Annotated in this window: 27 protein-coding genes; 10 read left to right on the top strand and 17 right to left on the bottom strand. The window is 62.7% G+C overall.

Annotated features, from left to right (window positions below; genetic code table 11):
- The first annotated feature begins 32 nt into the window (after positions 1-32).
- Positions 33-1,301 (top strand): lytic murein transglycosylase, encoded by a 1,269-nt coding sequence (locus P0X85_RS07620; RefSeq protein ID WP_275811064.1) that lies wholly within the window; start codon positions 33-35, stop codon positions 1,299-1,301.
- Here P0X85_RS07620 and P0X85_RS07615 read toward each other — a convergent pair whose 3' ends face one another.
- On the bottom strand, positions 1,302-1,988 hold the full coding sequence (locus P0X85_RS07615) for an NnrU family protein (protein ID WP_275811061.1): 687 nt from the start codon (positions 1,986-1,988) through the stop codon (positions 1,302-1,304). It lies immediately after the preceding gene.
- 79 nt (positions 1,989-2,067) lie between these two features.
- On the opposite strand from P0X85_RS07615, the gene P0X85_RS07610 reads away from it, so the two are divergent.
- Positions 2,068-2,631 carry a DUF4202 domain-containing protein gene (locus P0X85_RS07610; RefSeq protein WP_275811058.1) on the top strand — a complete coding sequence of 188 codons (564 nt, stop codon included), beginning with the start codon at positions 2,068-2,070 and terminating at the stop codon, positions 2,629-2,631.
- Here P0X85_RS07610 and P0X85_RS07605 read toward each other — a convergent pair.
- From P0X85_RS07605 to ade, 4 genes are all read right to left on the bottom strand, one after another.
- Positions 2,628-3,491: a DMT family transporter gene (locus P0X85_RS07605; RefSeq protein WP_275811055.1), complete on the bottom strand. Its 864-nt coding sequence runs from the start codon at positions 3,489-3,491 to the stop codon at positions 2,628-2,630. The genes P0X85_RS07610 and P0X85_RS07605 overlap by 4 nt on opposite strands.
- Positions 3,492-3,581: 90 nt before the next feature.
- Positions 3,582-3,869 carry an HU family DNA-binding protein gene (locus P0X85_RS07600; protein WP_275811052.1) on the bottom strand — a complete coding sequence of 96 codons (288 nt, stop codon included), beginning with the start codon at positions 3,867-3,869 and terminating at the stop codon, positions 3,582-3,584.
- 131 nt (positions 3,870-4,000) lie between these two features.
- Positions 4,001-5,476 carry an AMP nucleosidase gene (locus tag P0X85_RS07595; RefSeq protein WP_275811050.1) on the bottom strand — a complete coding sequence of 492 codons (1,476 nt, stop codon included), beginning with the start codon at positions 5,474-5,476 and terminating at the stop codon, positions 4,001-4,003.
- Positions 5,473-7,275 carry an adenine deaminase gene (ade, locus tag P0X85_RS07590; RefSeq protein WP_275811047.1) on the bottom strand — a complete coding sequence of 601 codons (1,803 nt, stop codon included), beginning with the start codon at positions 7,273-7,275 and terminating at the stop codon, positions 5,473-5,475. Before ade ends, P0X85_RS07595 begins: the two co-directional genes overlap by 4 nt.
- 76 nt (positions 7,276-7,351) lie before the next feature.
- On the opposite strand from ade, the gene P0X85_RS07585 reads away from it, so the two are divergent.
- Both P0X85_RS07585 and P0X85_RS07580 read left to right on the top strand, forming a co-directional pair.
- Positions 7,352-7,645, top strand: coding sequence for an Rdx family protein (locus tag P0X85_RS07585; protein ID WP_275811044.1), 294 nt, complete (start codon positions 7,352-7,354; stop codon positions 7,643-7,645).
- The gene (locus tag P0X85_RS07580; RefSeq protein ID WP_275811040.1) at positions 7,642-8,493 is read left to right on the top strand and encodes an SDR family oxidoreductase; all 852 of its coding nucleotides are present in this window, start codon (positions 7,642-7,644) and stop codon (positions 8,491-8,493) included. The genes P0X85_RS07585 and P0X85_RS07580 overlap by 4 nt, the downstream gene beginning before the upstream one ends.
- Here the strand turns inward: P0X85_RS07580 and P0X85_RS07575 are convergent.
- The 6 genes from P0X85_RS07575 to P0X85_RS07550 all read right to left on the bottom strand — a co-directional run bounded on the left by P0X85_RS07575 (position 8,490) and on the right by P0X85_RS07550 (position 15,794).
- Positions 8,490-9,731 (bottom strand): MFS transporter, encoded by a 1,242-nt coding sequence (locus tag P0X85_RS07575; RefSeq protein ID WP_275811037.1) that lies wholly within the window; start codon positions 9,729-9,731, stop codon positions 8,490-8,492. The genes P0X85_RS07580 and P0X85_RS07575 overlap by 4 nt on opposite strands.
- A 123-nt stretch (positions 9,732-9,854) precedes the next feature.
- A complete protein-coding gene (locus tag P0X85_RS07570) occupies positions 9,855-11,045 on the bottom strand; it encodes a TIGR03862 family flavoprotein (protein WP_275811034.1) in 1,191 nt (396 codons plus the stop codon).
- Positions 11,042-12,064: a DNA polymerase III subunit delta gene (holA, locus tag P0X85_RS07565; protein WP_275811031.1), complete on the bottom strand. Its 1,023-nt coding sequence runs from the start codon at positions 12,062-12,064 to the stop codon at positions 11,042-11,044. The genes P0X85_RS07570 and holA overlap by 4 nt, the downstream gene beginning before the upstream one ends.
- Positions 12,065-12,074: 10 nt before the next feature.
- Complete coding sequence (lptE, locus tag P0X85_RS07560; protein ID WP_275811028.1) at positions 12,075-12,569, bottom strand: LPS assembly lipoprotein LptE; 495 nt, start codon at positions 12,567-12,569, stop codon at positions 12,075-12,077.
- Complete coding sequence (gene leuS, locus P0X85_RS07555) at positions 12,556-15,111, bottom strand: leucine--tRNA ligase (RefSeq protein WP_275811025.1); 2,556 nt, start codon at positions 15,109-15,111, stop codon at positions 12,556-12,558. Before leuS ends, lptE begins: the two co-directional genes overlap by 14 nt.
- A 149-nt stretch (positions 15,112-15,260) precedes the next feature.
- Complete coding sequence (locus P0X85_RS07550; protein ID WP_420851801.1) at positions 15,261-15,794, bottom strand: DUF3576 domain-containing protein; 534 nt, start codon at positions 15,792-15,794, stop codon at positions 15,261-15,263.
- 281 nt (positions 15,795-16,075) lie between these two features.
- On the opposite strand from P0X85_RS07550, the gene P0X85_RS07545 reads away from it, so the two are divergent.
- Positions 16,076-16,927 (top strand): porin, encoded by an 852-nt coding sequence (locus P0X85_RS07545; RefSeq protein WP_275811022.1) that lies wholly within the window; start codon positions 16,076-16,078, stop codon positions 16,925-16,927.
- A gap of 402 nt (positions 16,928-17,329) precedes the next feature.
- On the opposite strand, the gene P0X85_RS07540 is transcribed toward P0X85_RS07545, so the two are convergent.
- Complete coding sequence (locus P0X85_RS07540) at positions 17,330-17,896, bottom strand: tyrosine-type recombinase/integrase (RefSeq protein WP_275811019.1); 567 nt, start codon at positions 17,894-17,896, stop codon at positions 17,330-17,332.
- 723 nt (positions 17,897-18,619) lie between these two features.
- On the opposite strand from P0X85_RS07540, the gene P0X85_RS15160 reads away from it, so the two are divergent.
- Entirely contained in the window at positions 18,620-19,057 is a 438-nt protein-coding gene (locus tag P0X85_RS15160; RefSeq protein ID WP_420851800.1) for a DUF6626 family protein, read from the top strand.
- Positions 19,058-19,291: 234 nt separating this feature from the next.
- On the opposite strand, the gene P0X85_RS07530 is transcribed toward P0X85_RS15160, so the two are convergent.
- Positions 19,292-20,227, bottom strand: a complete 936-nt coding sequence (locus tag P0X85_RS07530; protein WP_275811012.1) for a hypothetical protein — start codon at positions 20,225-20,227, stop codon at positions 19,292-19,294.
- A 63-nt stretch (positions 20,228-20,290) separates the two neighbouring features.
- On the opposite strand from P0X85_RS07530, the gene P0X85_RS07525 reads away from it, so the two are divergent.
- Entirely contained in the window at positions 20,291-21,109 is an 819-nt protein-coding gene (locus P0X85_RS07525) for a hypothetical protein (protein ID WP_275811009.1), read from the top strand.
- A gap of 229 nt (positions 21,110-21,338) precedes the next feature.
- On the opposite strand, the gene P0X85_RS07520 is transcribed toward P0X85_RS07525, so the two are convergent.
- Positions 21,339-22,289: a tyrosine-type recombinase/integrase gene (locus P0X85_RS07520; protein ID WP_275811005.1), complete on the bottom strand. Its 951-nt coding sequence runs from the start codon at positions 22,287-22,289 to the stop codon at positions 21,339-21,341.
- Positions 22,290-22,431: 142 nt separating this feature from the next.
- Between P0X85_RS07520 and P0X85_RS07515 the strand changes: the two genes are divergently transcribed.
- Both P0X85_RS07515 and P0X85_RS07510 read left to right on the top strand, forming a co-directional pair.
- A complete protein-coding gene (locus tag P0X85_RS07515) occupies positions 22,432-23,268 on the top strand; it encodes a porin (protein WP_275811484.1) in 837 nt (278 codons plus the stop codon).
- Between the two features lie 128 nt (positions 23,269-23,396).
- Complete coding sequence (locus P0X85_RS07510; RefSeq protein WP_275811001.1) at positions 23,397-24,056, top strand: YggS family pyridoxal phosphate-dependent enzyme; 660 nt, start codon at positions 23,397-23,399, stop codon at positions 24,054-24,056.
- Here the strand turns inward: P0X85_RS07510 and P0X85_RS07505 are convergent.
- Complete coding sequence (locus P0X85_RS07505; RefSeq protein WP_275811482.1) at positions 24,053-24,595, bottom strand: L,D-transpeptidase family protein; 543 nt, start codon at positions 24,593-24,595, stop codon at positions 24,053-24,055. The two genes, P0X85_RS07510 and P0X85_RS07505, sit on opposite strands and share 4 nt — an antisense overlap.
- Positions 24,595-25,674 carry a GTP cyclohydrolase II gene (ribA, locus tag P0X85_RS07500; RefSeq protein WP_275810998.1) on the bottom strand — a complete coding sequence of 360 codons (1,080 nt, stop codon included), beginning with the start codon at positions 25,672-25,674 and terminating at the stop codon, positions 24,595-24,597. Before ribA ends, P0X85_RS07505 begins: the two co-directional genes overlap by 1 nt.
- Positions 25,675-25,819: 145 nt before the next feature.
- On the opposite strand from ribA, the gene P0X85_RS07495 reads away from it, so the two are divergent.
- Positions 25,820-26,506, top strand: a complete 687-nt coding sequence (locus tag P0X85_RS07495) for a response regulator transcription factor (protein ID WP_275810994.1) — start codon at positions 25,820-25,822, stop codon at positions 26,504-26,506.
- A gap of 115 nt (positions 26,507-26,621) precedes the next feature.
- Here P0X85_RS07495 and P0X85_RS07490 read toward each other — a convergent pair whose 3' ends face one another.
- Positions 26,622-26,966: a DUF3775 domain-containing protein gene (locus P0X85_RS07490; RefSeq protein ID WP_275810991.1), complete on the bottom strand. Its 345-nt coding sequence runs from the start codon at positions 26,964-26,966 to the stop codon at positions 26,622-26,624.
- Positions 26,967-27,000: the final 34 nt, after the last annotated feature.

Below are 27,000 nucleotides of genomic sequence, written 5' to 3'. Positions count from 1 at the left end.
AAACGAACTGAAAACAGTCGGGCAGGGTTATCATGAAAAGTGCATTGAAGATCATTCTTGTGTCCGCTCTGGGCACGACGGGGCTTGCCGCCTGCGCGGGGCCCTTGGACAGTTCTCCGCGTCCCATGGCCCGTGCAGGAGCGAACATGCCCGATCCGATCCCGCCCGTGGATGCCGCCACGCAAGCCCGGTTCATGGCCTGGGTCGACGGTTTCAAATCCCGCGCGCTGGCCAATGGTATTTCCGAAGCCACCTGGGCGCGGGCGACGGCGGGCATCCGCTACAACCCCACCGTGATCGAGCGCGACCGCAATCAGGCCGAGTTCAAGAAAACCATCTGGCAATATCTCGACGGCGCGGTCTCGGACACGCGCATCTCGAACGGTCAGGCCGCGCTGCGCGAGCACGCTTCGACCCTCGCCGCGATCGAGGCGAAATACGGCGTCGAGAAAGAGGTCGTCGTCGCGGTCTGGGGCATGGAGTCGAATTTCGGCAACAACCGGGGCCGCACCCTGATCGTGCCGGCGCTGGCCACGCTCGCCTTTGACGGTCGGCGCGGCGAGTTCTTCGCCAAGCAACTCATCGCGGCTCTTCAGATCATTCAGGCGGGCGATACCGACGCAGGCCATATGACCGGCTCCTGGGCCGGTGCGATGGGTCACACCCAATTCATTCCGACCTCCTATCTTGCCTATGCGGTCGATTTCACCGGCGATGGCAAGCGTGACATCTGGTCGGACAATCCCGCCGATGCCTTGGCCTCCACCGCTGCTTATCTCGCGCGCTCGGGCTGGTCCAAAGGCCAGCCATGGGGCGTCGAGGTCACGCTGCCCTCCGGCTTCAACTACGGTCTTGCGGGCAAGGGCACGCGCAAGTCGCCCGACGAGTGGGCGGCGCTCGGTGTGCGCGCGGTCTCTGGCGGGCGCGTGCCGAATTACGGCGCGGCCTCGATCCTGCTGCCCGCGGGTGCCGAGGGTCCCGCTCTGATGATCTTCGGTAATTTCCGCGCGATCTCGCGTTACAACAATGCCGACGCCTATGTGATCGGGGTCGGGCATCTGTCGGACCGGATCAAGGGCAAGCCTGACTTCCGTGCGCCCTGGCCGCGCTCGGGCACGCCGCTCGACGCGTCCGAGCGCAAGGAGCTTCAGCGCCGCCTGACGGCGCTCGGCTATGACACGCAAGGCACGGATGGGGTGATCGGCCCGAATACCATGAGCGCGGTTTCGGCATGGCAGCGCGACAACGGGCTCAAGCCCGATGGCTACCCGACGCTCGAACTGCTCAAGAAGATGCGTTGATCAGGGCAGGGGGCTGACGCCGATAATTGGCGCGTGCAGATGCCACAGCCCCGCCCAGACCACGACCGCGATGCCGAGCCGTATCAGGCTCGGCCCCACGCGTGGGCGCCAGCGCCCGGTGAGCAGCGCCTGAAATGGCCAGCCGGAACTGCGCGCGGCGAGCCGGTCGAACGCCTCCGCCCCCCATTGCGCCCGCTTGCGCCCCTCCATCGCCCGCATCCCCGCCAGCGAGAAGGTGAGGAACACGCCAAACAGGATCAGATGCGCCAGGTCGCCATTCACGATCAGATGCGCCCCTGACCACAGAACCAGCGCCCAGAGAAGCGGTTGCCGCGCGACCCCCACGATTCCGGGCCGCTCCGGGTCAAAGCCCGCCGCGCGTCCCTCGAAGGCGAAAGGATTGGGCGCTCCAATCCCGAAGCTGCCCAAAACCACCGCGAGAGGCATCACGATATTCACCAGCCAGCGCATCCAACCCGCCTGCGGCCAAAGCTCGACAAAGGGTGCGCGCCCGGCGGCCAGGATTACCCAGACCAAAAGCCCCGTGGACAGCGCCGAGAACGCGATCACCCAGCCCCGCTGCCCCAGCGCTGCGACCAGCGCCCCCTTGAGGCGCGGGGTGGCCGGGATCAGGTGCGATGCCATGAAAAGCAGCCCCGCTGCGAAAAACTCGAACCAACCTGCCATGCGCGTCTCCTTCTCGCTTGGACCCTGCCATGAACTGGTGCAAAGCTGCCTTAACAAAAATCATTCCGATGGACAGGCCATGACGACCCCTCTCGCCCGCGCGCTGCGCGCAATCGACGCCGCCAACTCCGCCGATCCCACGATCGAAGAGAGCCAGCCGGCCGCGCTGCTTTATGGTCAGCGCATGTCGGCAGAGCTTGCGCGCCTTGTGCCCGATGCCTCGGAGCCGCTGCAAATCGCGGCGCGTGGGCAGCATATCGAACGCTGGCTTCTGCCGCGTGCGGATTACCCGGAGGGGCGCGAGGGTTATCTCGAATGGCGCCGCGAGCAGGGGCGCCGCCATGCCGCGCGCGTCGCCGGTATCATGGCAGAGGCGGGCTACGACGCCGAGGCCATCGCGCAGGCGCAGGCGATGCTGCGCAAGGAAGGGATCAAGCGCGACGCCGCGGTTCAGGCGCTTGAGGACGTGATCTGCTTCACCTTCCTGCGGCACTATTTCGCACCCTTCGCAGAGGGTCAGGACCCCGATCGACTGCTGAAAATCGTGCAAAAGACCGCGCGGAAGATGTCCGCCGAAGGTCGCGCGCGGGCGCTGGCAGAGTTCGATCTGCCCGAACCCTTCGCAAGCGCCTTCCGCGCCTAGGCCTGTTTCGAGAGCTGCACGGCCAGGATGCCGCCCGCGATCACCGCGACCCCCAAAAGGTCCAGCGGCCCCAGCCGTTCGCCAAGGATCAGCGCGGCGATGGCGACCCCGAAGAACGGGTTGAGGAAGTGGAAGGTGGCGGCCTTGACCGCGCCGATCCGCCCGACCAGCCGGAACCAGATCCACGTCGCCAGCAGCCCCGGCGCGAGCGTCGTGTAGAGGAAGGCGATGGCCAGTTCCGGGGTCGGGTTCACATGGATGTCCTCGATCAGGGCAGAGGCCACCGCAAGGATCGCGGCGCCCACGAACATCTGGAGCCCGACGATCATCAGCACGTTGCCGCCCCCGCTGGCCGAGCGCACCGACAGCGTCGCCACCGAGAGCGCCAGCGCCCCGATGAAGCACAGCGCCATGCCCAGCGGATCGACCCCGCCCGAGAGTCGCGCGCCCATGATGATCGCCACGCCCAAGACGCCCGCGAAAAGCCCCGCGACCCCGAGCGGTCGCACCTTGTCGCGGAACAGCATCCAGCCCATCCCCGCCACGATCAACGGCATGGTCGAGGCGATGATCGAGGCGACTGATGCCTCAACCCATTGCATCGCAACGAAATTCAAACCCAGATAGAGCGCGTTCTGACACAGGCCAAAGATCAGAGTGGCCCGCCACTGCGCGCGGCTCAGATGCCAGCTCTGACCCATCATCCGCGCAATCGCGACTCCGATCAGACCCGACAGAAAAAACCGCAGCGACAGTGAGGCCAGCGGCGAGGCATCCGCCACGATGATCCGCGCCGAGGTGAAGGCCGAGGACCAGATGAGCGCAAAGCTCAGCCCCATGAAAATGGCCCGAATATCCATGAAATGCCTCGCGCTGGTGGCCTGAATGAAACAGGGCCGCATCCTTGGATGCGACCCTATCAGATACGATCAGCTCCGAAAGGAAAAGGATCAGGCGTTCACGCTGTCTTTGAGCGCTTTCGCGATGGTGACTTTCACCTGCTTGTCTGCCGGCTTCATGATGGTTTCGCCGGTGGCCGGGTTGCGCACCTGACGCTCGGGGCGCGACTTGCACGACACTTTGCCGATGCCCGGAAGGGTCACGGCGCCGCCATTGGCGACTTCGTTGGTCACAACGGTTGCGAGGGCGTCCAGCGCGGTCGCAGCGGCTTTCTTGTCCGAACCCATGGTCTCTGCCAGTGCGGCAACAAGCTGGGTTTTGGTCATCGGTTTCGACATCGGTTTTCCTCTCATACGCCCCGCTAGCCGGGGTCAATCTCGTCCGCGTTCCACGGTTTGGTTTGCCTGTAACACACGGTTTTTCCCTTGTTGGCAAGCGTTTTCAAACCGCATCGGCGGATTTTCCTGCGTCACAGGAAGGCGGTTTCCTCAAAGCTGCGCAACTTGCGGCTGTGGATGCGTTCCAGAGGCATTTCGCGAAGTTTTTCCATCGCCCGAATTCCGATCAGCAGGTGATTTGCGACCTGCGTGCGGTAGAACTCTGTTGCCATGCCCGGCAGCTTTAGCTCGCCATGGAGCGGTTTGTCGGAAACGCACAGAAGCGTGCCGTAGGGAACCCGGAACCGGAACCCGTTCGCGGCGATGGTCGCGCTTTCCATATCCAGCGCCACGGCGCGGGACTGGCTCAGCCGGTGCACCGGCCCGGACTGGTCGCGCAGCTCCCAATTGCGGTTGTCGATCGTGGCGACCGTGCCCGTCCGCATGATGCGCTTGAGCTCGTAGCCATCGAGTTCGGTGACCTCGGCGACGGCTTCTTGCAGCGCAATCTGGATCTCGGCCAGCGCCGGGATCGGCACCCAGACCGGCAGGTCGTCGTCGAGCACGTGATCCTCGCGCAGATAGGCATGGGCCAGCACGAAATCGCCAAGCTGCTGCGAATTGCGCAGCCCCGCGCAGTGACCCACCATCAGCCAGGCGTGCGGGCGCAGCACGGCGATGTGGTCCGTCGCGGTCTTCGCATTCGACGGCCCGACCCCGATATTGACCAGCGTGATCCCGTTCCCGTCCGCGCGCATCAGGTGATAGGCGGGCATCTGCGGCAGCTTCGCCAGCAGCGGGATGTCGGCGTCCGGTTCGGTGATCAGATGATTGCCGGGGCTGACAAAGCCCGTATAGCCCTGCGAGGGATCGGCCAGCATCCGCCGCGCCACCGCCTCGAACTCATCGACATAGAATTGGTAGTTGGTGAAGAGCACATGGTTCTGGAAATGCTCTGCGGCGGTCGCGGTGTAATGCTGAAGCCGCGCGAGCGAGTAATCCACCCGCTGCGCCGTAAACGGCGCGAGATGGTCCGAGCCATCCTTGTTCGGCCCGGCCATGCCGTTCACGATGTCGTCGTTCATATTGGCCAGATCGGGCACGTCGAACACATCGCGCAGGCTGAAATCCAGCACGCCCTCTTGCGGGACGCTGACACCCGCTTGCGAGGCCAGCGCGAAATGCACCGGCATCGGCGTATCCGAGAGGCCGACCTGCACCGGCACGCCGTGATTGCGGATCAGGTGCTGCAATTGCTGCGTCAGATAGTTGCGGAACAGATCGGGCCGGGTGATCGTCGCGGTGAACGTGCCCGGCTGCGACACATGGCCAAAGCTCAGACGGCTGTCGGCCTTCCAGTGCGAGGCGACGGAAATTCGCACCTCGGGGTAAAAGGCCCGGAACCGCGCGAAAGCCTGCCGCGCGTCCAGCGTCTGGTTGAACTTCTCCAGCAGGAAGTCGGTCCCCATCGTGTAGAGCTTCTCAAGATGCGCAACCGCCTCGGCGGCATCGGTGAACAGCTCGGGTTCCACATCATGCGGGGTAATCAGGTTGAGCGGTTCGTTCATTCAAAAAGCTCCGTCAGTTCAAATTTCGTCACATCCACAAGCCCGAGATCCGAGATCCGGATTTCCGGGATCACGACCAGCGCCAGCAGCGAATGTTGCATATAAGCGTTGTTGAGCGTGCAGCCGCACTCCGCCATCGCCGCGACCATCTGCGCGGCGCGGTCGGCGACCTCGACGGCCGGGTCATCCGACATCAGACCCGCAATCGGCAGCGGCACCGAGGCGATTTCCGCCCCGTCCTTCCAGACGGACACCCCGCCGCCCATCTCTCCCAGGCGATTGGCACAGGCGGCCATCATCTCGCGGTCGGTGCCCACGACGATCATGTGGTGGCTGTCATGCGCGACGGTCGAGCCCATCGCCATCCGCCCCTGATAGCCAAAGCCCGAGACGAAACCATTGGTCACGCCCCCGGTTCCCCGGTGCCGCTCGACCAGCGCGATCTGCGCGATATCGCGTGCGGGGTCCGGCTCGGCCAGCCCATCCGCCACGTTCAGCTCTGCGCTGAGGGCCTTGGTCGGTGCCTGGTTCTCGACCACGCCGATCACGCGGGCGGCGACGGTGTTGGCGCCTTCGGGTGCGGCGATCTCGAAATCCTCCGCCATCAATGTCTTGCCCAGATGCACCGTGTTCCGCGCGGCCTCGGGCCAGTCGTAATGCGGGCACTCCGCCAGTAGCTTGCCATCCTTGGCGACCGTCACGCCCCGTGCGATCACCTGCTCGATGGGCAGGGTCCGCAGGTCCGAGGTCAGGATCATATCCGCCCGCCGCCCCGGTGTGATGGAGCCAAGCTCACGCTCCAGTCCGAAATGGGTCGCCGTGTTCAGCGTGCACATCTGAAGCGCCACCAGCGGCTCGCAACCACAGGCCACCGCATGCCGGTAAACCCGGTTCATATGGCCGTCATGGACCAGCGTACCCGAATGGCAATCGTCGGTGCACAGGATGAAGTTCCGCGGATCGAGCCCCTTTTCGGTCACCGCCGTGATCTGCGTCTCCACGTCATACCATGCAGAGCCCAGCCGCATCATCGAGCGCATCCCCTGCCGCACCCGTGCAATTGCGTCGGCCTCGCAGGTGCCCTCGTGATCGTCGGCAGGCCCACCCGCCGCATAAGCCCGGAACGCCGCGCCCAGATCGGGCGAGGCATAATGCCCGCCCACCGTTTTATGGGCGTTCTGGGTGGCCGCGATCTCGGCCAGCATCTTGGGGTCCCCATGCACGACGCCGGGGAAATTCATCATCTCACCAAGGCCGATGATGCCGGGCCAGGTCATCGCCTCGGCCACATCCTCCGGGGTGATCTCGTAGCCCGTCGTCTCCAGCCCCGGCGCGGACGGCGCACAGGAGGGCATCTGCGTGAAGATGTTGACCGGCTGCATCAGCGCCTCGTCATGCATCATCCGCACACCCTCCAGCCCCAGCACATTCGCGATCTCATGCGGGTCGGTGAACATCGTCGTGGTGCCATGCGGGATCACGGCCGCCGCGAATTCGGCGGGCGTCAGCATGCCGCTTTCGATATGCATATGCGCGTCGCACAGGCCCGGCACCATGTAGCGCCCCTTGGCCTCGATCACTTCGGTCTGAGGTCCGATGGATGCGCTCAGATCGGGCGCGATGGCGGCAAAGCGCCCCTCGGCCACGGCCACATCGTGACCGTCCAGAACCTCGCGGGTGTGGACATTGACCCATTTACCGCCCCGGATCACCAGATCGGCAGGCTCACGGCCCGCAGCAACGGCAATCAGACGCTTCGCTGCTTCGGGCCAGCTCTTGATAATATTCTTGGTTTCCATGTCCAAATGTGCGCTCGCTTTCGACGCTGTGCAAGTGACGTTGTGATGACGTCGCGCGCGCGCTACATCTTGGGCCATGACGGACACGGAACGCCCCCGCATCACAATCACCTATTGCACGGGCTGCAACTGGCTCTTGCGTGCCGGCTGGATGGCGCAGGAACTGCTCTCGACCTTTGGCGAGGACCTTGCCGAGGTCGCGCTGATCCCCGGCCATGGCGGCATCTACGAGATCCGTCTGGGCGACATGCTCCTGTGGGAGCGCAAGCGCGACGGCGGCTTTCCCGAACCCAAAGAGATCAAGCGCCGCATCCGCGACGTGATTGAACCGGGCCGCGATCTGGGCCATATCGACAGAGGCACGACATGAAGACATTGCTTTCGGTGGGTCACGGGTTTTCCGCCCGTGCGCTGGCGCGGCTCCTGCTGCCGCAGGGCTGGCGCATCATTGCCACCACCCGTTCCGCAGCCAGGGCCGAGGCGCTGCGCGCCGAGGGCGTCGAGCCGATGATCTGGGAGGGCGGCGCGCTGCCGCTCGATCAGGCCACGCATCTGCTGACCTCGGTCGCGCCCAATGACGCAGGCGATCCTGTGCTGGCGTCGCAGGCGGGGGCCATCGCGCAGGCGCGGCACCTCGAATGGGTCGGCTATCTCTCGACCGTCGGTGTCTATGGCGACCATCAGGGCGGCTGGGTGGATGAGGACACGCCGCTCACCCCGTCCACGAAACGCGGCCGCGCCCGCGTCGAGGCCGAGGCCGCCTGGACCGAGCTTTGCGCCGCGAACGGTCTCCCGCTCCATATCTTCCGGCTCGCGGGCATCTACGGCCCCGGTCGCGGCCCCTTCGAGAAGGTCCGCCAAGGCACCGCCCGCCGGATCATCAAGCCCGGCCAGGTGTTCTCGCGCATCCATGTGGACGACATCGCGCAGGTGCTCGCGGCCTCTATCGCGCGGCCCGATCCGGGGCGCATCTACAATGTCTGCGACGACGATCCGGCCCCGCCGCAAGACGTGCTCTCCTACGCGGCAGAGCTTCTGAACCTGCCCGAACCGCCGGAAATCGACTTCGACACCGCGCAGTTGTCGCCCATGGCGCGCAGCTTCTATGCGGAATCGAAACGTGTGCGCAACGACCGGATCAAGGATGAACTGGGCGTGCGTCTGCTCTATCCCGACTATCGCGCGGGGCTAAAGGAGTTGCTGGCTGCGGGCGATTAAGCCGCCCGCGCCACCGGCATCGGGCGCTCACGCACCGGCAGGTGCACGATGGCCGAGAACGCGCCCACCGCCACGCCGACCCACCACACCATCGTGTAATCGCCGTAAAGGTCATAAAGCTTCCCGCCCAGCCATACGCCCAGAAACGCGCCCAACTGGTGGCTGAAGAACACGAACCCGTAAAGCGTGCCCATGTAGCGCAGCCCGTAGATATGCGCGACCAGCCCCGAGGTGAGCGGCACGGTTGCGAGCCACAGCGCCCCCATCACCACCGAGAAGATCAGCACCGTCGCGGGCGTCATCGGGATCAGGATGAAAGCCGCCGCCGCGAGCGTCCGGCCAAGGTAGATCCCCGCCAGCAGGTATTTCTTGGACCACCGTTTGCCCGCCCAGCCCGCATAGATCGTCCCCGCGATATTGGCGAGCCCGATCAGCGAAATCGACGCCGCGCCAAGCGCCGAAGTGGTCTCGATCCCAAGCCCCGCGAGCATCGAGCCGGGCGGCACCGCCCCGCACATCTCGGTCACCATCGCGGGGAAATGCGCGGTGATGAAAGCCAACTGGTAGCCGCAGGAAAAGAAGCCCAGGAAAATCAGCGTATAGGACGGGTCCTTGAAGGCGCGGATCAGCACTTGGCCGAGGCTTTCCTCAAGCTCCGCACGGCTTGCGGGCGGCGCCTCGCTGCGCAGCATCGGCAGCGCGAACAGACCCGCCAGCACGACGCAGGCAAAGATCAGGAACACGGTCTGCCACGGGAAGTAACCCAGCAGGATCTCGGCCATTGGCGCGCCAAAGACCTGCCCGGCGGAGCCCGCGGCGGTCGCGATCCCAAGCGCGAGCGAGCGGTTCTCGTCCGAGGCCGCGCGCCCCACCACGGCAAGGATCACCCCAAAACCCGTGCCCGCGATGCCAAAGCCCACGAGGATCTCAAGGAACTGATGCGCGAGGGGGCTTATCGAGAAAGCCGAGAGCACCAGACCCGCGGCATACATCAGCGCGCCAAGGATGATTGCGCGCCGGTCCCCGAACCGTTCCGCCAGCGCCCCGAAGATCGGCTGCCCGATGCCCCAGGCAAGATTCTGGATTGCAATGGCCAGCGAGAACTCCGCGCGCGGCCAGCCGAACTCGCTCGCAATCGGGATCTGGAACACGCCAAACGAGGCGCGCACCGAGAAACTCAGCATCAAGATGATAGCACCCCCGATCAGGACGGGGGTGAAAAGGCGCGCTTGCGGCATGGTCTGTCTCCCTTGAAGGGTCAGGATTCCTGACGTGGGGCGCGCACGTCAATTCCGAATTTGTGCCCGGCACAATCGGCGCGGGGCGCTGCCCCCGCTGGCAACGCCATCCTTCCGGAGTCGTTAGCGGCTTGATGAAAGCGTCAGACGGCCCGCGGCGGCGCGGCCTGCGTGGCGCCCGGTGGCGAAGCAAGCGGTGAGCAGGTAACCACCCGTCGGGGCCTCCCAGTCGAGCATTTCTCCGGCGGCAAAGCAGCCGGGCAGGGCGCGCAGTTCCAGATCGTCGGTCAATGAGGCGCGGATGATGCCGCCCGCGCTCGAGATCGCCTCGGCCAAGGGGCGCGGGCCGCGATGCGGAACCGGCAGGCGTTTGAGCAGGGCGGCGAGCGCGCCGGGATCGGCGGGGAGTGGGCGGCCCCATTCGTTCAGCAGCGCGAGTTTGACCGGGTCGAGTCTCAGCGCCTTGCGCAGCCAGTTGCCGAAGCTCGCCTTGCCGCGTGGTTTCGTCAGACGTTCTGCGATCTGCGCCTCTGACAGATCGGGCAGCAGGTCGAGCCAGAGCGGGCTCCCCTCGCGCACCTCTGCCGCGATGGTATAGACGCCGCCACCCTCGATGCCCCGTTTGCTCAGGACGAATTCGCCCCGGCTCTGGCCGGTCCCGGTGATCAGGGCCGCGCCTTTGACGGGCTGGCCGAGATGGGCGGCCATATGCGCCGACCAGTCCAGCACCAGCCCCATATTCGCGGGCTTGAAGGGCGCGATCTCGACGCCCTTCCCGGCCAGCCACGGCACCCATGCCGCATCCGAGCCGAGCCGGGGCCAGCTCGCGCCCCCAAGCGCGAAAACCGTCACCTCGGGGGTCAGCGTCACTTCGCCCTCGGGCGTCTCAAAGCGCAGCGCCGCGCCGTCGAACCCGCTCCAGCGCCAGCGCGTGTGCACCGTCACACCCATCCCCGTCAGCCGCGCGGTCCATGCGCGCAGCATCGGCGAGGCTTTCATCTCGACCGGGAACACCCGGCCCGTCGAGCCGGTGAACAGCGTGACACCCAGACCCCGCGCGAACTCCATGACCTCGGCGGGGCCGAACCCGGCCACGATACGCTGCACCCAAGCTGGGCTGTAGCTGGCAAGAAAGCGATCCGCAGGCTCTTCACGGGTCAGGTTCAGCCCCGATTTCCCCGCCATCAGGAACTTGCGCGCAAGCGTCGGTTTCGCCTCGATCACGGTGACCGAATGACCGGCCCGCGCGATCTCTTCAGCGGCCATCAGCCCCGCGGGGCCGCCGCCGATCACCACCGCGCGCGGATCGTTCATCGCCGCGCCATCATCGCGAGCCGCATCAACGTCCGCTCCATCAGCGCCATCTGTGGTGCGCGGCTGGCCGAGCGCAGCGTCAGGTCGGTCTCGATCAACTGGCGCAGCGCGTCCTCCAGCCGGAACATGCCCCAGGCCTGCGCCTGCCGCTGCATCCGGTCGCGGCGCGGGCCAAAGATCGGTGGGCGCATCCGGGCGATCCCGGCGCCCGGCCCTTGCGGGTCCGAGGCCGCCGCATGCAGCGCCCGGAAATGGCGCAGTGTCTGAATGGCCAGCGCCACGGGCTGCACGCCTTGCCCCTCAAGACGGCGCATCATCGGCCCCAACTCACCCGAGCGTCCCTCGGCCACGATATGCAGCACGTCATCCACCTCGGCTTCGATGGTGGAGGGCGCACAGGCGGCCACATCCTCGGGGGCGAGCGGCGTCGCATCGCCGAATTTATAAAGCGCGATCTTCTCGACCGTCTGACGGAAATCGCCGGGGTCGAGTTCCTTGGCAAGCGCCAGAAGATCGGTCATCGCCGTGCCGGAAATCTCGCGCAGACCCGCCTTGCGCAGGGTGTCCTCGATCTCCTCGCGCGAGGGCGGATCGTCATAGATCCCCACCGCATAGGCGTTGTTATGCCCCTCGAAAATCTTGCGCAGCTTCGATTTGGCGGTCAGCGATCCGGCGGTCACGACGATCTGCGCATCGCCCTCGCGCCAGTCATCCACCGCCGCCTTGATCGTATCGGCCAGCGTGTCGGTCGCATCCTCGACAAAGGCCACGCGCGGGCCGGGGAAGAACCCCACCGCCTTGACCGCGTCGATCAGCGCCGCGCCATCCTTGCGCAGGTCGGACGCTGGGATACGGCTGAGCCGCATCTCTTCCTCGCCCTGCGGCCCGATCATCGCCGCGATCACTTCCTGACGGCGCAGCGCCACGCGCATCGCATCCGCCCCGAAGATCAAAAGCCCCATCCGCCCCGGCTCGGGCCGCGCGAAGTAGCGCGTCGCGGCAACCCCCGAAAGCTTCATGCGGCCCCCCTCATTGCGGCAGAGACCCTGCCTGCGCCAGAAGCCGTGTCACGATCTGATCGGCGAGAATACGCATCAGGCGGCGATGCGCGTCCTCTTCGGCGGCTTGCGTGGCCACCGGGGTGCCGGTCGCGGAATAAGAGGTGAAGGACCGCACCTCGCCCGTCAGCAGCACGGCATTGGTCACCGTGTCATGCAGCCGGTAACGCGCGGAGCCGCGCAGCGAATAGCGCGTGGTGGCGTCGTCAGGCGTGATCGCCTGACCGAGTTCATCGGTCGCGATCTCATAGGCCAGCCGGTAACGCGGAGCCTGCGCTGGGCCAAGACGCTCCGACAGGCGCCGCACCAGCGCGAAATCGTCGTGCGTCTGCGGCGAGTCGGGCGCGACCCCGCCCAGCAGCGTGGCGCCCCCGCCTTGTGGCCCATAGGCCGGCGTGAACCCGCAGGCGCCGAGTGTCGCGGCGCCCGCCAGCATCAGGAATTTGCGTCGATCAGATGACCACATTGACGATCCGCCCCGGCACGACGATCAGCTTCTTGGGCTGACCCCCGGCCAGCGCCCTGACCACATGCTCCTCTGCCAGCACGCGTTTTTCAACCTCGTCCTTCGGCATATCCTTGGGCACGGTGATTTCCGAGCGCCGCTTGCCGTTGATCTGAATCGGCAGCGTCACCGAATCCTCGGCCAGAAGTGCCGGGTCCGCCTTGGGCCACGCGGCCTTCACGACAAAGCCTTCGCCGCCCATCAGTGCCCAGACATCCTCGGCGAGGTGCGGCACCATCGGCCCCATCAACTGCGCCATGATCTTCATCGCCTCGCGCTTGGCCGCGTTCGACGCGCCCGATTTCGCAATCGTGTTGGTCAGACCGTAAAGCGCGGCGATGGCCTTGTTGAAGGCAAAGCCGTCGATGGATTTGGTGACCTCGTCGATCGCCTTATGCGCGGCCTTCAGCAGCGCCTCATCCTGCGCGGCATCGCCCTCGGCACCCTCGGCGATCTCGTTCGCAATCCGCCAGACGCGGGCCAGATGCTTGTTGGCCGCTTCGGCCCCGGCAGCGGTCCATTCCACGTCACGTTCGGGCGGGCTGTCCGACATCACGAACCAACGCGCGGTATCGGCGCCGTATTGGCTGATGATCGAGACCGGATCGACCACGTTCTTCTTGGACTTGGACATCTTGGCCGAGGGGATCACCTCGACCGCCTCGCCCGTGGCCCTGAGCGTCGCGCCGCCCTCGGTCAGATCCACATCCTCGGGGAAATGATAGACCGCACGGCCATTCGCATCGCGCGTCTGGAAGATCGCATGCGTCACCATCCCTTGCGTGAAGAGCGCGTTGAACGGTTCGATCGCGCTCTCGGGCAGGTGACCCGTCTTCGCCATCGCCCGCGCGAAGAAGCGCGAATAGAGCAGGTGCAGGATCGCGTGCTCGATGCCGCCGATATACTGATCGACATTCATCCAATAGGCGGCCTCGGCCGGATCGGTCGGCGTCGTCGCACCCGGCGAGGTGAACCGCGCGTAATACCACGAGCTGTCCACGAAGGTGTCCATCGTGTCGGTCTCGCGCTTGGCGGGTGCGCCGCAGCTCGGGCAGGTGCACTCGCGCCAGGTCGGGTGACGATCCAGCGGGTTGCCGGGACGATCAAAGGTCACGTCATCGGGCAGCCGCACCGGCAGGTTTTCTTTCTTCTCGGGCACCACGCCGCAGGATGCGCAATGGACAACCGGGATCGGGCAGCCCCAGTAACGCTGACGGCTCAGCCCCCAGTCGCGCAGGCGGAACTTGGTCACGCCTTGGCCAAAGCCCTTGGCCTCACAGGCGGCAATCGCGGTGGCGACGCCCTCATCCCCGGTCTGCACCTCGGCACCCGCAAAGCCGCGCACATAGCGCACCTGCTCGGATTTCATCGGCACAAAGGCCTCGCCCGCCGGATATTCACCCGCGACTGGCTCGAAGACCGCATTGATCGGCAGCCCGTATTTCGTCGCGAATTCAAAGTCGCGCTGGTCATGCGCCGGGCAGCCAAAGATCGCGCCGGTGCCGTAATCCATCAGGATGAAGTTGGCGATATAGACCGGCAGCTCCCAGTTCGGGTCAAGCGGATGGGTCACGCGGATGCCGGTATCCAGACCCAGCTTCTCGGCGGTCTCGATGGCCTCCTCGGTGGTGCCGCCCTTGCGGCACTCGGCCACAAACGCCGCGACCTTGGGGTCCGCCGCTTCCAGCGCCTTCGCCAGCGGGTGATCGGGCGAAATGCCCGCAAAGCTCGCGCCCATCAGCGTATCGGGCCGGGTCGTGTAAACCTCCAGCCGGTCGAACCCTTCCGGCGCGCCCACCAGATCGAACGCGAATTGCAGACCGCGCGACTTGCCGATCCAGTTCGCCTGCATCAGCCGCACCTTCTCGGGCCAGTCCTTCAGCCCGTCAAGCGCGTCCAGCAACTCGCCCGCAAAGTCGGAAATCTTGAAGAACCACTGCGTGAGTTCCTTGCGCTCCACCGGTGCCCCCGAGCGCCAGCCCTTGCCGTCGATCACCTGCTCGTTGGCCAGAACCGTCATGTCGACAGGGTCCCAGTTCACAATGGCGTTCTTGCGATAGACCAGCCCCGCGTCGAGCATGTCGATGAACATCGCCTGCTGCATGCCGTAATACTCGGGGTCGCAGGTTGCGAATTCGCGCGTCCAGTCCAGCGAGAAGCCCAGCGGCTTCATCTGCGCCTTCATGTCCGCGATATTGCCGTAGGTCCAATCCTTCGGATGCCCGCCTTTCTCGATAGCCGCGTTTTCCGCCGGCATCCCGAACGCGTCCCAACCCATCGGATGCAGCACCGACAGCCCGCAGCTCATCTTGTAGCGCGCGACCACGTCGCCCATCGTGTAATTGCGCACATGCCCGATATGGATGCGGCCCGACGGGTAGGGGAACATCTCGAGCACGTAATATTTCTCGCGCGCGGGGTCGTGCTTGGCCTCGAAAACCCGGGCCTCGTCCCACGCGGCCTGCCATTTGGGTTCGGTCTCATTGGGTGCGTAGCGCGACATCTTGGGCCCCTCATGCGGAAATTCTGCCGGGGCTTGCTACACCGCAAGGCCCGCACTGGTCCAGAGGCCCCCGTCATTCTGCCAGAAATATCCCCGCCGGAGGCAAGCTCGGGCGGGGTTTTCCGAAAGTCGCGGCGAAGGCGCGGTGCTTAAAGGTTCGAATCGCGGATGCGCAGCTGCCGGGCGCGGGTCAGGATCGCATCTTCGACTGCGCGCTGGGTGGCTGCGGGCACCGGGCCTCCGCGGCTTTCCAGCGCCACCTTGAGCGAACGCGCATCCAGCGCCGGGTCGCTGATGTAAACGGTGGCCTTATAGGCGCGCCCGCCGCCGGGCGGGGTGCCATACCCGGTGACGATCACGCCCGAGAACGGATCGACCGACTGCACCGGCAGGAAGTTCAGCACCTCCAGCGAAGCCTGCCAGAGATATTTGTTCACCTCGATGGTGATATTGGGGTCATCCGCGTTCGAGAACAGGTCCCAGATCGTGGTCTCGCCATCGTCGGGCGTGGCCTTGGCCGCGACCTGCTGCTGCTCGTTCGCGCGCGAGAATCCCCCCCAGCTGAACAGCTTGCTGCTCGACAGACCGCCGCAACCCGACAGGGCAAGCGCCATCGTAAAGAGTGCACCGCTGCGCAGGATCGTTCGGATCGTCATATTGGCTGTCCCCGGCTCTGACCTCATGGCTCTGTCCTGTCTCTAGCCCATGGTCCCTTGGGCGACAAGGATTTTCCCTGAAAGCCCCGCCGCATAAAAGGAAAGCGCGCTCGCGCGCCCGCGCGAGAGGCCGGGCGGGTTTCCGCCGGGCCATGGCGACTGTGGCAAGACTGCACCACGATAGCGGGCAATGCCGGGGCGGCGTGCGTTTCGTTTGCAAAACGTCCGGCTTGGGGTGAAAACACACCCATACCGAATTCGGATTCCCCGGATTTGGGGCTTACCTTAGAGACAATGAGGGAAAAACCATGAAAAAGGTTCTCTTCGCGACGACCGCTCTGGTGTTCTCGGCTGGCATCGCCGCTGCAGAAGTCACCATCTCCGGCTCGGCCAACATGGGCGTCAAGTACAACGAAAACGGCGTTTCCTACGCTCCGACCAAAAAAGCCGCTGGCTGGTACGAGATCGACATGGATGTCGTCGGCACCACCGAAACCGACTCGGGCCTGACCTTCGGCGCAGACCTCGATCTGGACTCCGACTACGCAAGCAGCCTCGCAGCAGCTGGCAACGAAACCCTCGCAGCGAAAGTCTTCGTTTCGGGCTCGTTCGGCACCTTCTCGATCGGTCACCTCGACCCGATGGCTGACGACTACGGCCTGACCGACATCGGTCTCGACGGCATCGGCATCGACAACGTTGCAGAAGCTTCGGCTTACGATGGTTCGGCTGACGCTCGCTGGGACTACTCGGTTGGCGCTCTGACCGTCGGCGTGTCGCTGCACACGATTGAAGAAGACTTCGGTCTCGCAGCTGCCTACGACTTCGGCACCTTCGGCGTCGCAGTCACCTTCGACCACGACGAACTTAGCGGCAACGACTCGACCGCCATCCTGCTGACCGGCAACGTGTCGGGCATCAAAGGCGAACTGTACTACGCCAACGACGACGTCACCGGCGACTCGTACGGTATCTACGCTGCCTACACCACCGGCGCTCTGACCCTCGAAGCAGCTGTTGCTGACAACGATCTCGCAGCAAACACCGCCTACGGTGTTGGCGCGAAATACGACCTCGGCGGCGCAACCCTCGCGGGCGGCGTTGGCCGTAACGAACTTGACGAAACCGTCGCTGACCTCGGCGTGTCGTTCAAATTCTAATCCTAACGGATTGGTTTGATGGGAAGAGCGGGCCTTGGCCCGCTCTTTTCATTTTGCTCCTACCGTTCTCACGTGAATAGATAGTACCCTATGACGCTGCAGTTGCAGTGCTGCACATCATCAATGCTTGCGAACAGATCATGACCTATTTCGGGTATTGGCCGCAGTTGTCGCCGTTGCTTTGACAGTGTTTATGACCAAGGCAATTGTTCTTCGTGGAACAAACGACTCAGATATTCACCGCCATATGCGTTATTTTTGCGAGTTCTGTGCGTAAGATGAGGATGCGGCGCTGACATTTGCGAAGCTGTGAGCTGCTTGGTAAGTTCTTTTGCAGCCACAGCCTATGCTTGAGTTCGCGCTCGAGTTTGCGTGTGACGGAAAGGGCGCCTGCCTTTGCCATTATGCCAGTTCCACTGCGCGAGTAAGAAGTGCATCGTTGACCGCAATGTAACGCTGGGTGGTTTGGATGCTCTGATGACCAGCCAATGCAGCCAGCAAGTGCACAGCAACGCCTTGTTCTGCCAATCGCGTAATGAAGCTGCGCCTGCCGCTGTGACTGCTGCAGCCACGCAATCCCGCGCTGTGATAGATAATGAGGAACAGCTGGCTGATTGTGTTGGCGGAAAATGCACTGTTTTGCTGTGTCATGAACAAAGGTTCGTGTTCTTCGCGGAACAAAATGGATTGCCGATAGTCGCGCAGGACGCGGGCGAGGCGCTGATTGACGTAGAACACGCGAGCACGATGTCCCTTTGTTTGACTGGAAGTGAGTGTGACGCTGTTTTTGACCGCGCCCTGATCGTCATACACGTCGCCTACTCGTAAGCTGGCAATCTCGCAGGCACGTAATCCGGCATAATAGCTCAGTTGGAGGATTGTTTGGTCACGTACAGTGTGTCGGCGGCTGCTACATTGAGCGAGGGCACGCTTGAACTCGCGTTCGGTGATGAGTTTGGCGGCAGGCATAGCTGATCTCTCACAAAGGATGTGCACACACTGTATGGTCTGAGAGAATGGTTGGGCGACCGAAATCGCATTTCATAAAAGTACCAATAAGAACAAGAACTTAAGTATATCCCTCATACAATATGTATTCTATGAGATATTGCCACGCTGTAGTCAGAGCTTGGCCAGCCGCCACTGTGTTAATCACTTTTGAACAATTCCAAGTTGAGCGTCGCTCAACTGCTCTACGTCATCTGCTGCGTCTCGCTATCGCTCTCGCGCAACTGACTTGAGCGATCACCTATTCGTTAACTGAGATGGCTCAGTCAGATTGTGAGCCATAATGAGGCTTATGCAGCCTCATCATGCTTAGCAAGTCTCAGTCGAGTTGCTTCGCCGATCCATAAGCAAGCCTTCTGCTGTTGCAGCGGACGCGGGTTACGCTGTGCGCCCTGTGCTTGCCGACGAGTTGATCGCAACGCAACTGCGCGGTGCTATGGACACGACATCCGCGCAGCATATGGGGTACTTGATGTGTCAAGCCTCAGTCCCATTCCTGCCAATTGACTTATAGGCCGCAGGTTGGCGCTGCGACGGTTGTTGCTGAGCAGCTCGGCGTAACACTGCTTGGCATCCACCTCCAACGTCTACAGCGTTACCTGTGCTCGTCTCTGCGGAGCATCTTGCGATGCAATAGGGCCTGTCGCCGATAAATAAGCAAGCGCCACCACGCAACTCGCTTACATGTTTATTTATCAACGAGAGGAAAAAACGGTGTCAAATTCGATAGTTGAAGCTGTTCGAGATGAATTGCGACAAATTGGGGCGGTCAGGAACGAGGCCGAGTTTTGCCGGGACTGGTTAGGACGTGGCGAGAGTTATCTACGCACTTTACGGTTTACAGGTAGACAGCCAAGTGCAGCGGCCTTGTTGTTCTGCGCGGACCGATTGCAGCGATTGGCGCTGCACTTATCGAGCAATTCGGTGGCGAATGGGGCATATTGGGCAGAGCGTTTTGCACAGCTTGCACGAGACTGTCGCGCGGAAATGGAAAGAAACGCACTGGCGAGGCGCCCTGTTCCGCAAAATCGTGTGCTACAAAATCAAACAGGGAAGTACTTATCAAATCACGGTGGCACTGTTGCCACACCCCATCGGCGCGGGGCTGAAAGATGCGTGTGAGCGAAATAATCCAGCGTTCATCATGTCCGCCGTGTCCGCCTTGTAAAGCCAAGTCAAAGCCAAAGCCTGTTGTTCCGCGCAGAACTAAGCCCAAGCCGCCGGGAACACTGCCGACGGGAACAGGGCTGCGATGACGTGTTCCTCGCGGAACAAAGAGACAGCAATGCTGACGTTCGTGGTGGGCGACGAAGGCAAACAGCCGCGCAAAAGAGCGCGGCTGTTGCATTGGCACAGTTAGGATTGCGGAACTTCTTGAACCTCCGCTTGCACGACAACGGTTTCCGCAGCGTCTGCAGGAGCGTCAGCAATAGGGTCAACTCCATAGTCCCACTTGGAAGGGTTGAATTCGACCTCCCAAGCATTTTGCTTTGCGGCGTTAAAGCGATTGGCTTTCGTCCACTCGTAGGCGCGGTCGGCTTCGGCAACAAACTGAACACGAATAGGCAAGCGACTTTCCACTTCCGCTAGCGCCTTGCGGGTCATGCGCCAATCGAACACGTCCACAAAGCTCTTGGTGAACATAATCTTGGCAAAAACAAAGTGTTGACTGTCTTTGTCGCGCGGCAGCAGCTTATCAATCTGCTTTTCCTGACGAGTTGCTTCGAGCAAATCGGTCAGTTCCTTACCCTTCAGCTTGCGAAAATCGTAACCGCTTTCCACGTAATTGTCGAACTGACGGGCGGGGATTTGCGTGATGGTGTAGATTTTGCTCCATTCGTGCGGAAGGTATTCAGCGTGCTTGACGAGGCGGGGTTGCAGCTTGCCGATGGCGCAGTACTTGCGGATCACGCTGCTTTTGTCCTTGTGGCCGATGGCGGTGCAGAAATCCGCAAAGTCATGTTCGGCAAGGGACTGCTTGGCTTCGTAAACGACACGGCACATTTTCAACGTAGCACGGGCGGTGCGCTCCTCGGTCTTGCGGAACAGATCAACGTACTGATCGCGCGAACGCGGTTTGATCGTTTCCACATCGGCGTAGGCGCGTTCGGCCGACGGCTGATTGAGGGCAAACGGGTTGTACATGACCTTGCCAAGCGTTGCGCCGGCAGTGGTGCAGCGTTCGGCAACTTCCTTGGCCTCTGCAACACTGTCAAAGTTGTCATTGTTGTACACATAATCCGCGTCGACGGGTGCGGGGGTGGTGTTGGTGGTGATCTTCTTGTCCAGCATGGGTTACTCCTTTGTTAAGCTAGAGACGCAGATTGCGTCGGGTTAAGCTTTACGTGAGCTTTGATGCCGTTATTGATTGCCTCAAGAACTTACAAAATTGGCGTCAAGATGAGATGGAAAGAACAACTAACCGCGGCCTATCAAAACTTCCCCTTTGCGCCGCCAGATTATCCGGGTGCGCCTTACAGGCCACGCCTACCTGACCCTCCATATCCGGGTGCGCCGGGCTGGAAGTGTTCGGTCTATTATTATTGGTGGGAGTATTTGCGACGGCACGAGGGATATCGTGCGACATGCGAGCGTGGTGGCGAAGGAGAACATGCGCTTCTCTTCCAGCATTTTGGCGATGTGCATGCCACCGACTTTCACACATGGTGGTGGGAACATTTGTGGCTGTTCACCTTTGTCAGCGAGGCACAAGATATTGCGTTGTCGGACAAGTTCCACATCGAGTGCGAGGGCATTTTCTTGCATGTGGGATACTCGCGCTCGCGCACTGCTATGGTCAATTCTGTGCGTGAGGCGCTGGCGAAGATCAGGCCGGAACGGATGGAGCGGGAAATCCGCAAGCTTTATCGCTGTTATCCTGTTGGGCGTCCACGGCTGCGGTCCCTGCATGAACACTTACTGGTTTGGGATGCACGCCAAGCCAATCCGGATGCGGACTATGCTGACCTTGCCGATATTGCGGGACTGACTGGACTAGAGCGATACGACCAAGCGACTATCGCCCAGTTAAAGGCTGAGGAGAATTTTGTTGGCGACCTTGAACGGGCTAATCGGCGTTCCAAGCAACTTGCCGTACAGCGCCACCTTCGTATTGCAGAGCAGTACATCGAGAATGTCGTTAAGGCAGAGTTTCCGTTAAGGTCGCGGCGGTAGCGTGTTCCTCGCGGAACAAAGAGACAGCAATGCTGACCTTATATCGCTTAAGCAAATGGCCTCAACTGCGCTGTAAGCTGCGCTTACAGTGGCGGTCGCAATCGTTTTGGGGTCAACACAGCTGACGCGAGCGGCTGCGTGTTTTGGCGGAAAACTGCACAGTCTATGCGGTGTTTGTCTGCTGCAGCAGCGACAGGCTGACAGGCATAGTGAGGCTGGGATCAAATACTCAGCCACCGCTGCTACATACGATCTTGCCCACCAACTCTGCTCTACTATGCAGGCGGTCTGGGGAGAGATGGGCATAACGCTGCGTCATCTGAACGCTGCTGTGGCCCAGCAATGTCTGCACTTCGTAGATGCTCACGCCCTTGTTTACCAGAAGGCTAGCATAGGTGTGACGCAGGTCGTGAATACGCACATCGTCCAGCCCTGCAGCAGATCGGACCAGATACCATGCGGCATAGAAGCTGTCGTAAGGCTGGAGTGTGCGCGGGTTGGTAAACACGTAGGCTTTGGCTTCGATTGACAAGCCCAGTCGCTCAGCTGTTGCCCTGCAATCGTCCAAGACCTCTAGCGCAGCGCCGCTGAGCACAACACGACGTGACCGACCATTTTTGCTGACAGGTACGGTCCAAATCTTTTTATCCCTGTTGATGTCCAGCCACCGCATTGTCCGTGCCTCACCTTTCCGCGCCCCCGTCAGCAGTAAAAGACGGATGAAATTATACAGGTGTGGGTGGGAGCTGCGGTGGGCATGGATAAGCAAGCGTTCGATCTCTTCTGGACTGAGAAAGCGTTGCTTATAGTCCCCAAGGGGCAGTCGCCGCAGGTTCACTTGGTTGGCGTTATGTTGAATGTGGCCCCAATGCCGCGCCAAGTTCAGCAGCCTGTTCATGAGGAAAATGTGTTTGTTGATGGTGCTGCGCTGATAGCCAGCCACCACCTGCTCACGCACCCAAACATCGAGCACTGGGTTGGTCAATTCGTCGAGTTTGTAGTGGCCTAAGCTCGCTCGCAAGTGCGTATTGAACGTGCTCCAGTCGTGCTTGCTCTCCTTCTTCGCCACTTTGACATGGGGAAAGTAATGTTCATCGAAGAACAAACTCAGCGTTAAGCAGGGTTGAGGTCGATGATGCTTTGATCGCGTCTCATCGTAACTCTTGAACGAGAAAAACATCGCCTTCTCCGTGTGTTATCAAGCAGTGTGTATTGCCTGATTACCGTATGGGCGACGATTAAGATGGCCTAAACAGTCATCGCATAACGAAATCGCCTACGACGGGACGTAGGCTGCAAGGTGTCTCTTCGCGACGACCGCTCTGGTGTTCTCGGCTGGCATCGCCGCTGCAGAAGTCACCATCTCCGGCTCGGCTAACGCTGGCTTCAAATACAATTCGGAAGGCAATACCTTCGCCGGCAAAAAAGCCGCTGGCTGGTACGAAATCGACATGGATGTCACCGGCACCGCCGAAACCGACACCGGCCTGACCTTCGGCGCGCGCATCCAACTTGACTCGGATTACGCGACCGTCCTTGATGATGCATCTGACGATAATGACGTTGTTGGCAACGTTTTCGTTTCGGGCGCGTTCGGCACCTTCACCATCGGCTCGGGCCTCGACCCGGTGTCTGATGATGACACCCTGTCGGACATCGGTCTCGACGGCATCGGCATCGACGACGTTGCAGAAGCCTATGCTTACGATGGTTCGGCTGACGCGCGCTGGGACTACTCGGTTGGCGCTCTGACCATTGGCGCTTCGGTCAACACCGTCGAAGAAGACTACGCAGTGAAAGTCGGCTATGACTTTGGCACTGTTGCAATCGCGGTTGCTTACGACAACGACGAGGGCGGTGAAGATACCACTCAAGTGAAACTGTCGGGCGGCATGGGCGCATTCAGCGGCCAAGTCTTCTACGCAACCCAAGACGCCGGCGATTCGTTCGGTCTCTATGGTGCTTACAAGACCGGCGCTCTGACGCTTTCGGCGGCTTATGGTAAGTCGAGCCCGGACGTTGGCGTGGACCGTGACGCATTTGGTGTTGGCGCTGCCTACGACCTCGGCGGTGCAACCGTTGCAGGCGGCATTGGTCGCATCGAGAAAGCAACCGGCGACGAAACCGTTGCAGACCTCGGCGTGTCGTTCAAATTCTAATCCTAACGGATTGGTTTGATGGGAAGAGCGGGCCTTGGCCCGCTCTTTTCATTTGGGGCTGCCCTTTGGGGCGGTCTTTTCTTTTCGGCCCCGGCATGGTGTCTTGACCCCAAAGACAGGAGGGCCGCATGGGACTGCACGAGATCGAAACCCGTATCGCCGAAGCCGAGGCCAAATATGGCCGCGCCCCCGGCTCCGTCGCGCTGATTGCCGTCTCCAAGGTCCAGCCCGCCGAGCGGGTCGAGGCCGTGCTGCGTGAGGGCCACCGCCTGTTCGGCGAAAACTACGTTCAGGAAGCGCAGGGCAAATGGCCCGCCTGGCGCGCGGCTTTTCCCGATGTCGCTGTCCACATGATCGGTCCCTTGCAAACCAACAAGGCCAAAATCGCCGTGGACCTTTTCGAGGCGATTCACACGCTCGACCGCCCCTCGCTCGCGACGAAACTGGCCAACCTCGCCCAAGCGCGCGGGGCCTCGCCCGATCTCTTCATTCAGGTCAATACCGGGCGCGAGCCGCAAAAGGCGGGGGTTCTTCCCGAGGATCTCGATGCGTTCGTGGCCGAGGCGCGGGCGATGGACCTGCCTGTCCAGGGCCTCATGTGCATCCCGCCCGAGGACGAAGACCCCGCGCCCCATTTCGCCGCGCTGGCCGGTATGGCCGCGCGGAACGGGCTGGCGGGGTTGTCGATGGGCATGAGTTCCGATTTCGAGGCCGCCATCGCCGCAGGCGCAACCCATGTCCGGGTTGGATCGGCGATTTTCGGGGCGCGCGACTACGCGGCCCGCTAGGCCTTGTCGCGCGCGGACCGGGGCGCTGCCGTATTTCGCCTTTGATGAAAGCAGGCGAGATCGGGAATTTCCAGCGCCTCGCCTTGGGTAATCCGGCTGGCCAGCCAGATCAGATGATCGCGCCGGAAGGCCAGACAACCCGCCGTTGGATAGCCCTGCCGCCTGCGCTGATGCAGGAAGATCGCGGACCCCATGCCGGGCACGGCCTGCGGATAGTTCCAATCGGTGATCAGCACGATGTCATAGAGCGGATCGGCCCGGCGCAACGCCTCATGGCTGGCGCCGAAAGGGGCCTGCACGAACTGGTTATAGTCCGGGTGCTCGCACGCATCGCACCACAGATCGCGCGGCCCGATGGGTTTCGCCCAAGGCTGCGGGGCGGGCAGACGGTCGGCGCGGTAGAGCATCTCGACCACATGCAGCCGCGCAATGGGGGTAGCGCCGTCGCCTTCGCGCTTGTCGCGCCGCAGCCCGCCGCGCCCGATCTCGACCGGAAGCGTCCGGCCATAGGCGAGCAGCCCGCGCGGGGTCAGCCGCATCACAGGATATGTCCCGATTTCGCCGCCTTGGTCGCCAGATAGGCGGCGTTATGGCGGCTCAGCCCGACCTTGAGCGGCACCCGCTCGACCACATTGATCCCGTTCGCCTCAAGCATCGCCACCTTGGCGGGGTTGTTCGTCAGCAGCCGCACCGAGCTGAACCCGAGCTTGCGCAGCAGCGCCGCGCCGATGCGGAAATCGCGCTCGTCATCCTCGAAGCCGAGCCGGTGGTTCGCCTCGACCGTATCGAAGCCCTGATCTTGCAGCGAGTAGGCGCGCATCTTGTTCGCCAACCCGATCCCGCGCCCCTCCTGGTTGAGGTAAAGCAGCACGCCCGCCCCCTTATGCCCCATCTGGGTCAGCGCCGCGTCAAGCTGCGGGCCGCAATCGCATTTCAAAGACCCGAGCACATCGCCCGTGAAACAGGCCGAATGGAGCCGTGCCAGCACCGGCTTGTCACGGGGCGGCGTGCCGATCTCAATCGCGTAATGCTCCTCGCCGCCATCGTCTGGGCGGAAGATATGGAGCCGCCCGGCCTCGGCCGCGCGCATCGGCACACGGGCGGCGGCTACAGGCGCAAGGATCGCCTCTTGCTCGAGCGTGGCGAGCGTCGTTGCGGCGTCGATCCGGGTCAGACCCTCGGGCGCAGGCGCGGGGAGCGCCACCAGCAGCACCGCCGGCAAAAGCTGCGCGGATTTCGCCAGCGCGATCCCCGCGCGGGCCAGCCCCGCATCGCCGCCCCGCTCCGAACGCAGCGGCCCCTTCATCGGCACCCGCAGATCGTCCGCCGGATCGGCCAGCGCCCGGAGCCAGCCCAGATCGGTCCCCTCCGGCACCGCGATCCGCGCGAGATCCGTATCATAGACCCGCGCCTTCAGCGTCTCCGCCCGCCGCGCCGTGAGCGCAAGCGTCAACGGCCCAAGCGCCGCCATCGCCGCCAGCCGCTCGGGACTCAGCGTCTCGACGGCCGCAGCCAGAACCTGCCCCGAGACAATCACCGGCAGGCCCATGCGCAGGTCGGCGCGGGCGCGATTCAGGTGTTCGGCGGGCGTCGGCCCAAGGGGGATCGCATCTGTCATCGCCCCAACAGATAGCCGGGACTGTAACGGATTGAAACATTTCCCGCACATCCGTCACCTCCGCGTGAGAAAGATTTCACGACCCTTGCCGAAACCGTGAGCGGGTATCAGCTTTGCTTCAAACGCAAAACGACCGGAGGCAAACATGGCAGCCCTGAAGAAAATCCTGCTCGTCGATGATGACGAGGACCTGCGCGAGGCGCTGGCCGAGCAATTGCTGGCGACCGACGAATTCGACGTGTTCGAGGCCGGCTCTGGCGCCGAAGGTGTCGAGCGCGCGAAAGAGGCGCTTTATGACCTCGTGCTGCTCGATGTGGGCCTGCCCGATACCGATGGCCGCGAGCTGTGCAAGAAGCTGCGCAAACAGGGCGTGAAATGCCCCATCGTGATGCTGACCGGGCACGATACCGACGCCGACACGATCCTCGGCCTCGATTCGGGCGCGAATGACTACATCACCAAGCCGTTCAAATTCCCGGTTCTGCTTGCCCGGCTGCGCGCGCAGCTGCGCACCCATGAGCAATCCGAGGACGCCGTCTTCCAGCTTGGCCCGTATACGTTCAAGCCTGCGATGAAGATGCTGATCGACGAGAAGGACAAGAAAATCCGGCTCACCGAGAAGGAAACCAATATCCTCAAGTTCCTCTACCGCGCCACCGATGGCGTGGTGCCGCGCGATGTGCTGCTGCATGAGGTCTGGGGCTACAACGCGGGCGTCACGACGCACACGCTCGAAACCCATATCTACCGCCTGCGCCAGAAGATCGAGCCCGATCCCTCGAACGCGCGGCTTCTGGTCACCGAATCCGGCGGCTATCGCCTCGTGGCCTGACGCCGGGAAAGCGGGGGTTTCCCACCCCCGCACCCCCGGAGCGTATTTCGGGTTTGATGAACGCAAAAAGGCGGCTCTGCGGGGCCGCCTTTGTCTCTGGTTTTGAGAAAACCGCTCAAACCGACGGGTAAATATCCTCTTCCGCCTCTTCGAGCGAGAGGCCAAGCGCGCCAAGACCGTCTTCGAGGTAATCGGCCAGCATCGGGATGCCGAGAAGGTAGTCTTCGGTGGGCGCGGTCGCTTCGGCATGGGCGGTGGCGATGGCCTCTTCCAGCTCCTCCGCCTCGAAGGTTTCGCGTCCGACCCACATCACGGCGGTCAGCGCGGCTTTCTCGTCATCGTTCAGACCCGCGATGAAGGCGCGCAATTCGCGGGCCTGACCCGAGCCGGGCACGTCCGCGTCGAACTTGCGGGCGCGAATGATGACATGGGCGATTTTAGCCGGGCTGATGGTGAGCATGTTTCCCTCCGTTGCCGCACCAGTTTCGCGTCGA

The sequence above is a fragment of the Pseudothioclava nitratireducens genome, from assembly GCF_029210495.1.
Lineage (GTDB): Bacteria > Pseudomonadota > Alphaproteobacteria > Rhodobacterales > Rhodobacteraceae > Pseudothioclava > Pseudothioclava nitratireducens.
Note: the sequence above shows the minus strand (reverse complement) of the source record. Positions and strands in the feature narration are given on the sequence as shown.